The sequence below is a fragment of the Cellulosimicrobium funkei genome (genome assembly GCF_001019615.1).
Lineage (GTDB): Bacteria > Actinomycetota > Actinomycetes > Actinomycetales > Cellulomonadaceae > Cellulosimicrobium > Cellulosimicrobium cellulans_E.
In genome coordinates, this window is record NZ_JNBQ01000003.1 from 185195 (window position 1) to 198601 (window position 13407).

General features: G+C 76.0%; 10 protein-coding genes. 3 read left to right on the forward strand and 7 right to left on the reverse strand.

All coding sequences use genetic code 11. The features are described 5' to 3' along the window. Nucleotides 1–79 precede the first annotated feature (79 nt). The 6 genes from hemL to hemE all read right to left on the reverse strand — a co-directional run bounded on the left by hemL (nucleotide 80) and on the right by hemE (nucleotide 7464). Nucleotides 80–1495, reverse strand: coding sequence for a glutamate-1-semialdehyde 2,1-aminomutase (gene hemL / locus FB00_RS05285; RefSeq protein ID WP_082141017.1), 1416 nt, complete (start codon nucleotides 1493–1495; stop codon nucleotides 80–82). Then, nucleotides 1492–2526, reverse strand: a complete 1035-nt coding sequence (hemB, locus tag FB00_RS05290) for a porphobilinogen synthase (RefSeq protein ID WP_047231823.1) — start codon at nucleotides 2524–2526, stop codon at nucleotides 1492–1494. The genes hemL and hemB overlap by 4 nt, the downstream gene beginning before the upstream one ends. After that, on the reverse strand, nucleotides 2523–3548 hold the full coding sequence (locus FB00_RS05295; protein WP_052877459.1) for a uroporphyrinogen-III synthase: 1026 nt from the start codon (nucleotides 3546–3548) through the stop codon (nucleotides 2523–2525). The genes hemB and FB00_RS05295 overlap by 4 nt, the downstream gene beginning before the upstream one ends. After that, nucleotides 3545–4651, reverse strand: a complete 1107-nt coding sequence (hemC, locus tag FB00_RS05300; protein WP_082141018.1) for a hydroxymethylbilane synthase — start codon at nucleotides 4649–4651, stop codon at nucleotides 3545–3547. Before hemC ends, FB00_RS05295 begins: the two co-directional genes overlap by 4 nt. A 174-nt stretch (nucleotides 4652–4825) precedes the next feature. Beyond that, nucleotides 4826–6307, reverse strand: coding sequence for a protoporphyrinogen/coproporphyrinogen oxidase (locus tag FB00_RS05305; RefSeq protein WP_231581725.1), 1482 nt, complete (start codon nucleotides 6305–6307; stop codon nucleotides 4826–4828). Beyond that, the gene (gene hemE / locus FB00_RS05310) at nucleotides 6304–7464 is read right to left on the reverse strand and encodes a uroporphyrinogen decarboxylase (protein ID WP_047231824.1); all 1161 of its coding nucleotides are present in this window, start codon (nucleotides 7462–7464) and stop codon (nucleotides 6304–6306) included. The genes FB00_RS05305 and hemE overlap by 4 nt, the downstream gene beginning before the upstream one ends. A gap of 50 nt (nucleotides 7465–7514) precedes the next feature. Between hemE and FB00_RS05315 the strand changes: the two genes are divergently transcribed. From FB00_RS05315 to FB00_RS05325, 3 genes are all read left to right on the forward strand, one after another. Then, nucleotides 7515–8936: a glutamyl-tRNA reductase gene (locus tag FB00_RS05315; protein WP_047231825.1), complete on the forward strand. Its 1422-nt coding sequence runs from the start codon at nucleotides 7515–7517 to the stop codon at nucleotides 8934–8936. Between the two features lie 227 nt (nucleotides 8937–9163). Then, nucleotides 9164–11866, forward strand: coding sequence for a GH92 family glycosyl hydrolase (locus FB00_RS05320; RefSeq protein ID WP_052877460.1), 2703 nt, complete (start codon nucleotides 9164–9166; stop codon nucleotides 11864–11866). Nucleotides 11867–11964: 98 nt separating this feature from the next. Beyond that, nucleotides 11965–12900, forward strand: a complete 936-nt coding sequence (locus FB00_RS05325; RefSeq protein WP_047231826.1) for a Ppx/GppA phosphatase family protein — start codon at nucleotides 11965–11967, stop codon at nucleotides 12898–12900. A gap of 21 nt (nucleotides 12901–12921) precedes the next feature. Here FB00_RS05325 and FB00_RS05330 read toward each other — a convergent pair whose 3' ends face one another. Further along, nucleotides 12922–13359, reverse strand: coding sequence for a VOC family protein (locus tag FB00_RS05330; protein WP_047231827.1), 438 nt, complete (start codon nucleotides 13357–13359; stop codon nucleotides 12922–12924). Between the last annotated feature and the right edge of the window lie 48 nt (nucleotides 13360–13407).

Consider the following 13407-nt stretch of genomic DNA (forward strand, 5'->3'; position numbering starts at 1 on the left):
GGTGTCGTTATCCGCCGGATAACGACACCCATGTCGTGCTCGGCGCCCTCCGGGTCAGGCGGGCGGGCGCCCGGCACGGTCAGGCCGGGGTCGCCTCCGCGGCAGCGCGGGCGGCCGCGGGGAAGGCGTCGAGGATGCGGGCCACCGCGGCGTCGTCGTGGGCCGCGGAGACGAACCACGCCTCGAACACCGACGGCGGGAGGCTCACGCCCGCGTCGAGCATCGCGTGGAAGAACGCCCGGTACCGGAACGTCTCCTGCGCTTGGGCCTGCGCGTAGTCGCGCACCCCGGCGCTCGCGGCGAGCTCGCCGAAGAACACGGAGAACAGGGAGCCCGCCCGCTGCACGCGGTGCGGGACGCCCGCGGCGTCGAGCGCCGAGCCCACGGCCGACGACAGCACGCCCGCGACCTCGTCCACACGCGCGTAGACCGCGTCGTCGGCGAGGCGCAGCGTGGCGAGGCCGGCCGCGACCGCGACCGGGTTCCCGGACAGCGTGCCCGCCTGGTAGACGGGCCCGAGCGGCGCGAGCTGGTCCATGACGGTCGCCGGACCGCCGACCGCTGCGACGGGCATCCCGCCGCCCACGACCTTGCCGAACGTGAACAGGTCGGGCGTGTAGCCGTCCGCGCCCTGGCCGCGCAGGACGGCGTTCTCGAGCCCCCACCACCCGCTCGGCCCGACGCGGAAGCCCGTGAGCACCTCGTCGAGGATCAGCAGCGCGCCGTGCGCGGCCGTGATGCGGCGCAGGCCCTCGTTGAAGCCCTCCGCGGGCGGGACGACACCCATGTTGGCGGGCGACGCCTCGGTGATGACGGCCGCGATCTCCGACCCGCGCTCCGCGAACGCCGCCTCGACCGCCGCGAGGTCGTTGTACGGGAGCACGAGCGTCTCGGCCGCCGTCGCCTCGGTGACCCCGGCCGAGCCGGGCAGGGCGAGCGTCGCGACGCCCGACCCCGCCTCCGCGAGCAGCGCGTCCACGTGCCCGTGGTAGCAGCCGGCGAACTTCACGACGACGTCGCGCCCGGTCACGCCGCGTGCGAGGCGGATCGCGGTCATCGTGGCCTCGGTACCCGTGGACACGAGGCGCACGCGCTCCGCAGCGGGGACCCGGCGGCGGATCTCCTCCGCGAGCTCGACCTCGCCGAGCGTCGGCGCGCCGAACGACAGCCCGCGGGCGGCGGCCTCCTGGACCGCCCGTACGACGTCCGGGTGCGCGTGGCCGAGCAGCGCCGGGCCCCACGAGCACACGAGGTCCACGTACTCGCGCCCCGCGACGTCGGTGACGTACGGGCCGCGGGCCGAGGCCAGGAACCGCGGGTCGCCGCCCACGGACCCGTACGCGCGGACCGGCGAGCTCACGCCGCCCGGCAGCACGCCCTGCGCGCGCACGAACGCGGCGTGGTTGTCCGCCCCGCCCGCGCCCGGCGCGCCGAACAGCGCCGCGTTCTCCGCCTGCACGGCCTCCGCCGTCCCGAAGCCTCCGGTGTCCGTCATGCCCGCGTCCTTCCGTCGTTCTCGTCCAGCCAGCCCGCGAGCTCCGTCGCCCAGTAGGTGAGGATCACGTCCGCGCCGGCGCGCTTGATGCCGAGCACCGACTCCGTGACGGCGGCGCGCCGGTCGATCCAGCCGTTCGCCGCGGCGGCCTCGATCATCGCGTACTCGCCCGACACCTGGTACGCCGCGACCGGCACCGGCGACATCTCCGCGACCGCGGCGAGCACGTCCAGGTACGACCCGGCGGGCTTCACCATGACCATGTCCGCGCCCTCGGCGAGGTCGAGGTCGGCCTCGCGCAGGCCCTCGCGCGCGTTGCCCGCGTCCATCTGGTACGTGCGGCGGTCGCCCTGGAGCGCCGAGTCCACGGCCTCGCGGAACGGCCCGTAGAACGCGCTCGCGTACTTCGCGGAGTAGGCGAGGATGCCCACGTCGTCGAACCCCGCGGCGTCCAGCGCCTCCCGGATCACGCCGACCTGGCCGTCCATCATCCCCGACGGCGCCACGACGTCCGCGCCCGCGCGCGCCTGCGCCACGGCCATCGACGCGTAGCGGTCGAGCGTCGCGTCGTTGTCGACGACGACGCCCCCGTCGCGACCCTCGGCCAGCACGCCGCAGTGCCCGTGGTCGGTGAACTCGTCGAGGCACGTGTCGGCCATGACGACCGGCCCGCCGCCGGCGTGCTCGCGCGCCGCCTCGACCGCGACCCGGATGCCGCGCTGGAGGATGCCGTCCGCGGCGTCCGCCTGCGTGCCGGTCGCGTCGCGCTCGGCGGGGATGCCGAACAGCATGACGCCGCCCACGCCCGCGCGCGCCGCCTCGCGCACGGCGTCCGCGAGCGTCGCCTCCGTGTGCTGCACGACGCCGGGCATCGACGAGATCGGGCGCGGCGCGTCCAGGCCCTCCTTGACGAACAGCGGCAGCACCAGGTCCGACGCGTGCACGCGCGTCTCCGTGACGAGCCGCCGCACGCGGGGGCTCGTGCGCAGGCGGCGCGGCCGGTGGTGGCCGACGGGAAGCTGGTGGGTCACGAGGGGTCTCCTTCGTCGGTCGGGTCGGCGGCGTCGGTCGGGTCGGCAGCCTGGGGTGCGGCCGGGTCGCCCGACAGGACGGTGGTGAGCGCGGCCGCGAGCGCGGGGTCGGTCGGACGCTCGGCCACGGCGTCGAGCCGCAGCCCGACGGCGCGCGCCGCCCGCGCGGTCGGGTCGCCGATCGCGACGCCCGCGACGTCGGTGCGCGGGCCGAGCTGTCGTGCGACCTCGCGCGCGACGCTCCCCGAGGTCAGCACGACGGCGTCCACCTCGCCCGCGCGCCAGGCCGTGACGACCTCCGGCACGAGGGCGTGCGTGACGGTGCGGTAGACGGTGACGACGTGCGGGACGTACCCGAGGCCGTGCAGGCCGTCGTGCATCGTCGGCGCCGCGAGGTCCCCCTGCGGCAGGAGTGCCAGCCCTCTACCTCGCGAGATAGAGCCCTGGTCCGCCGAGGTAGAGCCGTGGCCCGCCGAGGTAGAACCCTGGTCCGCCGGGGGGAGAGCCGCGAAGGCGGTGACGAGGCCGCGGGCCGAGTTCTCGGTCGGCTCGAGATCGACCTGGATGCCGACGGCCTCGAGGGCGCGACGGGTCGCGGGGCCGACGGCGGCCCAGCGGGACCGGCGGCCGGCGTCGCCCAGGTCGACACCCTGGCGGGCGGCGCTCGCGACGAGCTCGTCGATCGCGTTGACGCTCGTCACGACGACCCAGGCGAAGTCGCCGTGCGCGAGGCGGGCGACGGCGCCGTCCACGGGGGCGGCGTCCTCGACCCGGGCGCGTTCGATCGCGGGGCTGACGAGGACGCGCGCGCCGGCGTCGCGGAGCGTCGCCGCGAGCCCGGCGGCGCGCTCGGGCGCGCGCGGGACGAGGACCGTGCGGCCGGCGAGCGGTGTGCGCGCGGCGTGCGTGCTCGACGCCGGGTCGGCGGCCTCGGCGTCACCGCGCGGGCTCGTCCGCGCGGGCGGGGGCGGCACGACGGGCGCGGGGCCGCGCGACGGGTCGCGCAGGGGGCCGGGCGTCATTCCGCCTCGCCGCGGTAGCCGCCGTCGCGGAGCTGCTCGCGTGCGGTCTCGACGGCGCGGTCCGGCGACGGGGCGGCGTCGGCGGCCGGGGCGGTTCCCGTCGCCGACCCGGCCGACCCGGCCCCGGCCCCGGTCTCGCGGAGCGGGGCGAGGCGCGCGGCGCCGTCGGCGAGGAGCGCGTCGGCGACGCGCACACCGAGGGCGCGGGCAGCGTCGTCCCGCACGTCCTGGGACGACGCGCCGACCGGGACCGTCGTGCGGCCGGAGTGCGTGAGCTGCTCGACGCCGTCGACCCGGGCGACGACGGCCGTCAGGACGACCTCGCCGTCCTCGACCAGGGCGTGCGCGCCGACCGGTGCGGCGCAGCCGGCCTCGAGGCGCGCGAGGAGCGACCGCTCGGCGAGCACGGCGAGACGCGTCGGCTCGTGGTCGAGGTCGTGCAGGGCGCGCGCGAGCACGGGGTCGTCGAGCGACGACGTACGGACCTCCACCGCGAGCGCGCCCTGCCCGGCGGCGGGCGCCATGATCGCGGTGTCGACGACCTCGGACACCGCGTCGAGCCGGCCGAGCCGCGCGAGTCCCGCGTACGCGAGCACGACGGCGTCGAGGTCGGCGTCCGGGCCGAGCGCGCGCGCCAGGCGGGTGTCGACGTTGCCGCGGATGTCCACGACGTCGAGGTCGGGCCGCACGGAGCGGAGCTGCGCGGCTCGGCGCGGCGAGCCGGTGCCGACGCGGGCCCCGCGCGGGAGCGTCGCGATGGTGAGGCCGCCGCGCGCGCACAGCACGTCGCGGGGGTTCTCGCGCTCCGGCGTCACCACGGTCAGACCGGGGGCGGGCTCCGTCGGCAGGTCCTTGAGCGAGTGGACCGCGACGTCGCAACGGCCGTCGAGCAGCGCCTCGCGCAGCGCGGTGACGAACACGCCGGTGCCGCCCATCTGGGCGAGCGACCCGGTGAGGACGTCGCCGTCGGTGCGGATGCGCACGATCTCGACGTCCCGGCCGGTCAGCTCCTCGAGGCGTCGGGCGACGTGGCCGGTCTGGGTGGTCGCGAGGGCGCTGCCGCGCGTGCCCACGCGGAGGGGAGGGGTACCTGCAGGGCTCACGGTCCCAGTCTCTCCCCACTTCGGCGGTGCACGGAAATGCGCACGTCACGGCGGGGGAAATACCCCCGGGAGTGACGTGGTCCTGACGCCCGGTCAGCAACTTTCGGACAATGTGTCAGGACAATTCCTGAGGAATTGCCAAACCCCTTTCTCGGGATTCCGGTAAGGATTGCCTTATTCCTTGACGGCGAGGCCGCGCGCACATTCCTGGGCGTGCCCGACGATCGCCGCGAGGCCCGTGCCGGCGATCCAGCCCCCCGTCACCGCGAGCCCGGGGACGGCGTCGACGCGCGCGACGAACGCCGCGACCTCGCGCCGGAACGCGGGGGTCGGCGGGGGCAGTGCGCCGTTCCAGCGCGTCACGACGTGCCCGAGGACGCGCCCGTGCAGGTCCACGCCGAACAGGCGGGACGCGTCGGCGACGACGCGGTCGAGGTCGGGCTCCGTCGTCGCGCCGATGCGCCCGTAGCTGAGCCGCACCACGTGGTGGCCCGGGCCGACGGCGCCGCGCACGCGGTCGCGCAGCCACGGCCACTTGGCGGTCGAGTGGGTCAGCGCCTTGGCCTCGACGTCCGACGGCGGTGCCGCGCGGCCCGCGTCCCGGTGCGGCGGGGCGACCAGCAGGCCGGTCCCGCGCGGCGCGTCGTCGAGCTCGGGCGCACGGAGCAGGAGCGTGACGAGGCGGACGTCCGCGCCGGGCTCCGGGTCGGGCAGCAGGTCCGCCGCGGTGCCGACGAGCGGGCCGAGCACGTCGACGAGCGCCGGGGTCGTCACGACGAGCCGGGGCGCGGCGAGCGCGAGCGGCCCGTCGGGCGTCTGCGCGCGGACGAACCAGGAGCCGGAAGGTGCCTCGCCGCCCGAAGGTCCGCGACCCGGGTCCCTGCGGGCGATCTCCGTGACCTCGTGGCGCAGCCGCACGTCGGCGTCCGCCGCGAGCTCCTCCACGAGCCGGTGCATGCCGCCGTCGATGCCGCGCACGGCCGAGCCCGCGGGCGCGAGCGCGCGCAGCGACGCGACGGCACGCGCCAGCGACCCCTCGCGCTCGAACGCCTCGCGCAGCCCCGGCGCGACCGCGGCGACGTCCAGCCGGTCGAGCGGGGCCGAGTGCACCCCGGCCGCGACGGGCGCGACGAGGCGCTCCGTGACGCGTGCGCCCATGCGCGAGCGTGCGAACGTCTCGAGCGTGCGCAGGTCCGTGAAGCGGCGGGGCAGGACGCGGTCGAGGCTCGCGCGCAGCGCCCCTCCGACGCCGACCGCGCGGCGCACGTCGGCGGACCACGGGTGGGCCGGGATGCCGAGCACGCCCGCGCGGGGCAGCGGGTAGGCGCGGCCGGCGGCGTAGCCCCAGGCGCCCGCTCCCGACGGCTCGACGACGTCGAGGCCGAGCGCGGCGACGAGGTCTCCGACGGCGGCGCCCCTGGCCGCGAAGGACTCGGCTCCCAGGTCGACGCGGACACCGTCGAGGCCGGGCAGGTCGCCGCCGCGGACGGGACCGCCGGGGACGTCGGCGGCCTCGAGCACGGCGACGCGCAGCCCGTGCTCGCGCAGGGTCCGGGCCGCGGTGAGCCCCGCGACCCCCGCGCCGACGACGACCGCGTCCACCTCCTCGGGGACGGTCCCGGGGGAGGTGCGGGACGTCGTCGGCACGGTGCTCACCGTCGGGTCGCCTCCTCGTGCGCGTCGTGGTGTCCCGTCCAGTCTGCGCCGAGCGCGTGGACCAGGCTGACGACCCGCGTCAGGACGTCCGGGTCGGTGTCCGGAGGGACGCCGTGGCCGAGGTTCACCACGTGCCCGGGCGCGGTGCGCCCGCGCCGCACGACGTCGCGCACGTGCGTCTCGAGCACGTCCCACGGCGCGGCGAGCAGCGCGGGGTCGATGTTGCCCTGCACAGGCACGGGGGCGTGCCCGTCGGCGAGGAGCCGGGCGGCGTCGTCGAGCGGCGTGCGGTAGTCGACGCCCACGGCGACGTCGCGCACCCCGGCCGCGGTGACGGCGTCGCGCATCGCGGGCAGCAGGTGGCCCGTGCCGGTGCCGAAGTGCACGACCGGCACGTCGAGGTCGGCGACGTGCGTCAGCGCGCGCGTGCTCGCCGGGGCGGCGCCCGTCGCGTAGTCCGCGAGGGAGAGCGAGCCCGCCCAGGAGTCGAAGAGCTGGGCGGCGCTCGCGCCCGCCTGGACCTGGGTGCGCAGGAACGTGCCGGTGAGGTCGGCGGCCCAGTCGACGAGGCGCTGCCACGTCTCCGGGTCGCCGCGCAGCAGTGCGCGGGCCGCGAGGTGGTCGCGCGACGGCCGCCCCTCGACGAGGTAGGCCGCGAGCGTGAACGGTGCGCCCGCGAACCCGATGAGCGGCGTCGTGCCGAGCACGTCGACGGTCAGCGCGACGGCCTCCCGGATCGGGGCGAGCGACTCCTCGGTGAGCTCGGTCTCCACCAGGCGCGCGACGTCGTCGGGCGTCCGGTACGCCTGGCCCATGACCGGGCCGACGCCCGGCGCGATGTCGACCTCGACGCCCGCGAGCCGCAGCGGCACGACGATGTCGGAGAAGAAGATCCCCGCGTCCACGCCGTGGCGGCGCACCGGCTGGAGCGTGATCTCCGACGCGAGGTCGGGGCGCAGGCACGAGTCGAGCATGCTCACGCCCTCGCGTGCCGCGCGGTACTCGGGCAGCGAGCGGCCGGCCTGGCGCATGAACCACACGGGTGTGATTTCCGGGCGGTTTCCCGTCGTGCCCGCGCGCAGTGCCTGCACGAGCGGCGAACGGTCCGTGCGGCCGTCGGTCAGGGGATGGCCCGGGGAAAGGGCGACAGGAATCACAGCTACCGATTCTGCCTCCCTCCCGGTGGAATGATTAAATCGGAGGCACTGTGGCTCTTCTCTCCCTCACGGCCAGCCACCACGAGCTCGACCTCGACGCCCTGGAGCGACTCTCCACCGGGGCCCACTCGATCGGCGGCTCCGCGGTCGCGGCGTGCGACGTGATCACCGGTGCCGTCGTCCTCGCGACGTGCAACCGGTTCGAGCTGTACCTCGACGTGGACGCGCCGCTCGACGGGACGGGCGTGCAGCACGCGACCGAGCACGTCGCGCGCATGGTTGCCGACGCGTCGGGCGTCGCCCCGGCCGAGGCGCTCGCCTCGTTCCGCGCGCGCGCCGGGACCGAGGTCGCCGAGCACCTGTTCGCCGTCGCGTCGGGCCTGGACTCCATGGTCGTGGGCGAGCGCGAGATCGCCGGCCAGGTGAAGCGCGCCCTGGAGACCGCGCACGCCGACGGCGTGACGTCCTCGACGCTCGAGCTCCTGTTCCAGACGGCGTCGCGCACGTCCAAGAGGGTCAGCACGCAGACGACGCTCGGCGGCGCGGGCCGCTCCGTCGTCGCGCTGGGCCTCGACCTCGCGGCGGCCGAGCTGCCGCCGTGGCACCAGGCGCGGGTCGTCCTCATCGGGACGGGGTCGTACGCGGGCGCGAGCCTCGCGGCGCTGCGCGCGCTCGGGTGCGACGACGTGCGCGTCTACTCGCAGTCCGGCCGGGCCGAGGAGTTCGCCGCCGCGCGCGGCGTCGAGGCCGTGGCCGACCTCGTCACCGCGCTCGAGGACGCCGACCTCGTCGTGTCGTGCTCGGGCGCGCGCGGGCGGGCGCTCGCGGCGGACGCCGCGCGCCCGGGAGGGGGTGCCGACCGCCGCGAGCAGGCCATCGAGCACGTGCTCGACGCCGCCGCCGTGGTCCGGGCGCGCGAGCGCGCCGCGGTCCGCGCCGGGGACGAGCCCGCGGCCCGTCCGACCGTCGTGCTCGACCTCGCGCTGCACCGCGACGTCGACCCGCGCGTCGCGGACGTCGAGGGCGTGCTGCTCTACGACCTCGCGACGCTCGCCGCGCACTCGCCGTCGATCGCGTCGGAGCTCGTCGTGCAGGCGCGCGCGATCGTGGACGAGGCGACGCGCGCGTTCGAGGAGACGCGGCTCGGCCGCGCGGCGGACACCGCGGTCGTCGCGCTGCTCGCCGACGCGGAGCGGCGCATCGCGCTCGAGGTGGCCGACGTCGTCGCGCTGCGCGAGGCGGACGGTGACCCGGTCGAGCCGGACGAGGCCGACGAGATCGCCCGCGACGTGCGTCGTCGTGTCCACGCGGACCTGCACCGCGCGATCGTCGAGGCCCGCGCCGAGGCCGTCGCGGCGGCGCAGGCGGAGGAGCGTGCCGTCGTCGCGGACGCGCAGGCGCTCGCCGACGAGGCGGCGGGAACGGCGCGGCCGGCGAGCCCGGAGGCGCTCTCCACCCCCAGCGCACGCTGAGGAACCACCCCGCTCCGGCGCTCGGACCTCGGCACGCACGACCGACCCGTTCGTTCGGGCATGCAATTGACAGCGCAGTCATGGCCGGGAGAGAGTGGCCGCCGGACGCCCGTCGTCGACCAGGAGCACCGTCGCCCCCGCCACGAGCGGTCACGGGCGGCACCTGACCGACGGCCCCGGGGCGCCCCGGGCGACGACGCCCGGTCGCACGTCGAAGAGGACATGGCATGAGACGACCACGACTCGCCCTGCTCGCCGCCGGGCTCGCGCTCGCCGTCGCGCCGGGCACGCTGCTGCCCGCCGCCGCGGGCGCCGCCCCCGGCGCCGAGGGCACCGTCACCGCGGCAGCAGGCGACGACCTCACGCTCGAGGTCAACCCGTTCGTCGGCACCGAGAGCGAGGGCAACGCCTACCCGGGCGCGACCGTGCCGTTCGGCATGGTCCAGCTCAGCCCCGACAACACGAACTCCTACGCCTCGACGTCGTACAGCACGAACGCCGGGCGCGTGTGGGGCTTCAGCCACCGGCACGTGAACAGCGCGGGCTGCCCCGCGGCGGGCGAGCTGCTCGTCACGCCGGACACGAGCGCGACGCCGCGCACGTCACGCTCCTTCATCGCCATCAAGGACCAGAAGAGCACCGAGCACGCGTCGGCCGGCTTCTACGAGGTGACGCTCGCGAACGACGTGCACGCCGAGCTCACCGCGACCACGCGCGTCGGCGCGCACCGCTACACGTTCCCCGCCTCGACGACGTCGCACCTGTCGTTCAACGTGGGCCAGACCCTGCGTGACGCGGGCGCGAGCTCGGTGACGTGGGTCGACGACCGCACGCTCGAGGGCTGGGTCGACAACGGCGGCTTCTGCGGCGGCACGCCGGACAAGCAGCGGTACTTCTTCAGCGCGACGTTCGACCGCCCGGTCGCGTCGAGCGGCACGTGGGGGACCGACGCGCGCTACGTCGCGGGCTCCACGACGAGCGAGGTCGCGGGCGGCAACAACGGCGCCGTCGCCGTGTTCGACACCACGACCGACCGCGACGTCGAGGTCAGCGTGGGCGTGTCGTTCGTGAGCGTCGACGGCGCGCGCGCCAACCGCGAGGCGGAGGCCACGGACGAGGGCGGCCAGGTCGCGTTCGACACCGTGCGCGAGGAGGCCCGCGACGCGTGGAACGCCGAGCTCGGGCGCGCCGCGATCGACGCGTCGCCCGACCAGCGCCGCGTGTTCTACACCCAGCTCTACAAGACCCTCCTGTCCCCGACGATCGGCAGCGACGTCGACGGCCGGTACCGCGGCATGGACCTCGAGGTCCACCAGGCCGACGGCTGGGACTACTACCAGAACTTCTCGCTCTGGGACACGTACCGCACGCAGGCGACGCTGCACGCGCTCCTGCTGCCGGAGCGCGCCCAGGACATCGTGCGCTCGATGTACCAGCACCGGGTCGAGGGCGGCTGGCTCCCGCGCTGGTCGCTCGGCGCGCTGGAGACCAACATCATGGCGGGTGACCCCGTCACGCCGTGGCTCGCGGAGAACTTCGCGCTCGGCACCGTCCCCGTCGACATCGCCGACGAGCTGTGGGACTACCTCGTGGAGAACGCGACGACGACGCCCCCGGCGGACGTCGCGTCGGTCGGCCGGCGCAGCACCGAGTTCTACGCCGAGCACGGCCACGTGCCGTTCTACCCGGAGAACGAGGGCGGCCTCGGCGGCCAGTTCGAGGAGTACCGCCACGGCGGCTCGGCCACGCTCGAGCTCGCGCTCGCCGACGCGAGCCTCGGTGCCGCGGCGGAGCGCACCGGCCGCGAGGGCGGCCAGGCGTTCCTCGACAAGGGTCGCAACTGGCGCAACCTGTGGAACCCGGACGTCGAGCTCTCCGGCGGCTTCCAGGGCATGGTCAACGCGAAGCGCCCCACGGGCGAGTTCGTCACGCTGCCCGAGCTGACCGACGTCACGCGCTCGGGCTTCCACGAGGGCGTGCCGTGGCAGTACCAGTGGATGGTGCCGCAGGACGTCACCGGCCTCCAGGAGGTCATGGGCGGCGAGGACGGCTTCGTCGAGCGTCTCGACTACTACTTCGACCAGCCGGCGCTCGCCGCGAACCCCGGCGTCTCGCCGAGCACGTGGGCCAAGGGCGGCAGCTCGTACTACACGACGATCCGCTACAACCCCGGCAACGAGCCGACCATCATGAACGCGTGGCTCTACGGGTACGTGGGCCAGCCCTGGAAGACGAACGACGTGCTCGCCGCGAACCTCAACCGGTTCCCGGACACCCCGGGCGGCGGCGTCGGGAACGACGACCTCGGCACGCTCGCCGCCTGGTACGTCATGGCGTCGCTCGGGTTCGAGCCCGTCATGCCGGGCTCCGGGATCCTCGCGCTCAACGCCCCCAAGGTGCAGGCCGCGACGCTCACGACCGACGCCGGCGCGACCCTGCGCATCGACGCCGCGGGAGCGAACGAGAAGCTCCCGAGCTACGTCGCCGGTCTCGAGGTCGACGGCGTCGCGCACACCGCCGCGTGGCTCGACGTCGCGGCGCTCCAGGACGGCGGCACGCTCGACTTCGACCTGTCCGACACGAGCGCTGGCCTCACGTGGGGCACCGGGGCGGCCGACCGCATCCCGTCGGTCTCCGCCGTCGCCCCGCCCGCGCCGGTCGAGGTCGAGGCGAGCGCGCGTTGCCTCGGCGGCCGGGCGTTCGTCGCGGTCCGCGCGACCAGCACGGCCGACGGGCCCGTGGACGTGACGCTCACGACGCCGTTCGGCGAGCGGACGGTCCGGCACGTGCAGCCGGGCAAGAACGCCTACCAGTCGTTCACGACGCGCGCCACGTCCGTCGAGGCGGGCACGGCGACCGTCACGGTCGTCGCCGCGGACGGTACGACGTCGACGGTCGACGCGGCGTACGACGCGCTGGCCTGCGACTGACCGAGCAGTCACCACGGGTGCGCGCCGCGCACCGGACGAGGGCCGTCGTCGGGCAACCCGCCCGACGGCGGCCCTCGCCGCGCCGCTAGGCTCGCCGCGTGAGCACCACCACGCGACTGGGCGTCCTCGACATCGGCTCGAACACCGTGCACCTCGCCGTCGTGGACGCCGCGTACGCCGCGCGCCCCGTGCAGGCGGCGGGGGCGCGCACGGTCGTGCGGATCATGCGCTACCTCCGGCCGGACGGGTCGCTCTCGCCCGAGGGCGTCGCGGCGATGCTCGCCGCGGTCGACGACGCGATGGCGCTCGCGCGCGAGTCCGCGGTCGACGAGATGCTGCCCATGGCGACGTCGGCGCTGCGCGACGCGACCAACGGACCTGAGGTGCTCGCCGCGATCGGGGAGCGCGTGGGCCAGCCGGTGCGCGTGCTGTCCGGCGAGGACGAGTCGCGCCTGACGTTCCTCGCCGCGCGGCGGTGGCACGGCTGGGCAGCGGGACGCCTGCTCGTCCTCGACATCGGGGGCGGCTCGCTCGAGATCGCGTCGGGGGTCGACGAGGAGCCCGACCTCGCCGCGTCCCTCCCGCTCGGTGCCGGGCGCATGACCATGGCGTTCCTGCCCGACGACCCGCCCGCGCCCGAGCACGTCGAGGCGCTCCGCGAGCACGTGCGCGCGACGCTCGCCCCCACGGTCGAGGCCTTCCGGGCGCTCCCCGCGCCCGACCACGTCGTCGCGACGTCCAAGACCTTCCGCTCGCTCGCGCGGCTCGCGGGCATGCAGACCGAGGCCGTCGGCCCGGACGACCGGTGGCGCATGCGGCGCTCGCAGCTCGCCGACTGGGTGCCGCGCCTCGCGCGCATCACGGCCGAGGGCCGCACCGCGCTGCCGGGCATCACCCCGGAGCGCACGTTCCAGATCGTCGCGGGCGGCGTCGTCGCGGTCGAGACGATGCGCGCGCTCGGCGTCGACGAGGTCGAGATCTGCCCGTGGGCGCTGCGCGAGGGCGCGATCCTGCGTCGCCTCGACCACAGCTGACGCCCGCGCGGCGGCCACGGCTCACGGCGCCGCGGCGACCTTCGGCTCGGTGAGGCTGAACCAGTTTCCCGAGTCGTCGACGAAGACGGCCTCGACGCCGTACGGGCGGTGCGCGGGCGGCTGGCGGAACGTCACGCCCTTCGCGACCAGGTCGCGGTAGGTGGCCTCGCAGTCGTCGGTCTGCAGGACCCCGGCACCCATGGACCCCTTGGCGACGAGCGACCGGAGCTGCGCGGCCGACTCCGGGTCCCGGCCCATCGCGCAGTCGGCCAGGATGATCGTGCGCGTCGGGTCGCCCTGCGGTCCCACGGTGAGCCACCGGAAGCCCGCGCCGCCGCCCTCGAACTCCGCGCCCATCGCGAAGTCGTCGCGCAGCTCGAACCCGAGCACGGACGTGTAGAACTCCTTGGCGGAGTCCTGGTCGAGCACGAACACGGTGGTGTGGGACAGCGTGAGCACGACGTCTCCTCTCGGGCGCCGTCTCCCGGCGCGGGGCGACGACCGGCG

What these genes read in the sequence shown, in the direction of transcription:
- hemL (WP_082141017.1), bottom strand. Translation starts at nt 1,495, where the DNA reads ATGACGGACACCGGAGGCTTCGGGACGGCGGAGGCCGTGCAGGCGGAG.
- FB00_RS05320 (WP_052877460.1), top strand. Translation starts at nt 9,164, where the DNA reads ATGAGACGACCACGACTCGCCCTGCTCGCCGCCGGGCTCGCGCTCGCC.
- FB00_RS05295 (WP_052877459.1), bottom strand. Translation starts at nt 3,548, where the DNA reads ATGACGCCCGGCCCCCTGCGCGACCCGTCGCGCGGCCCCGCGCCCGTC.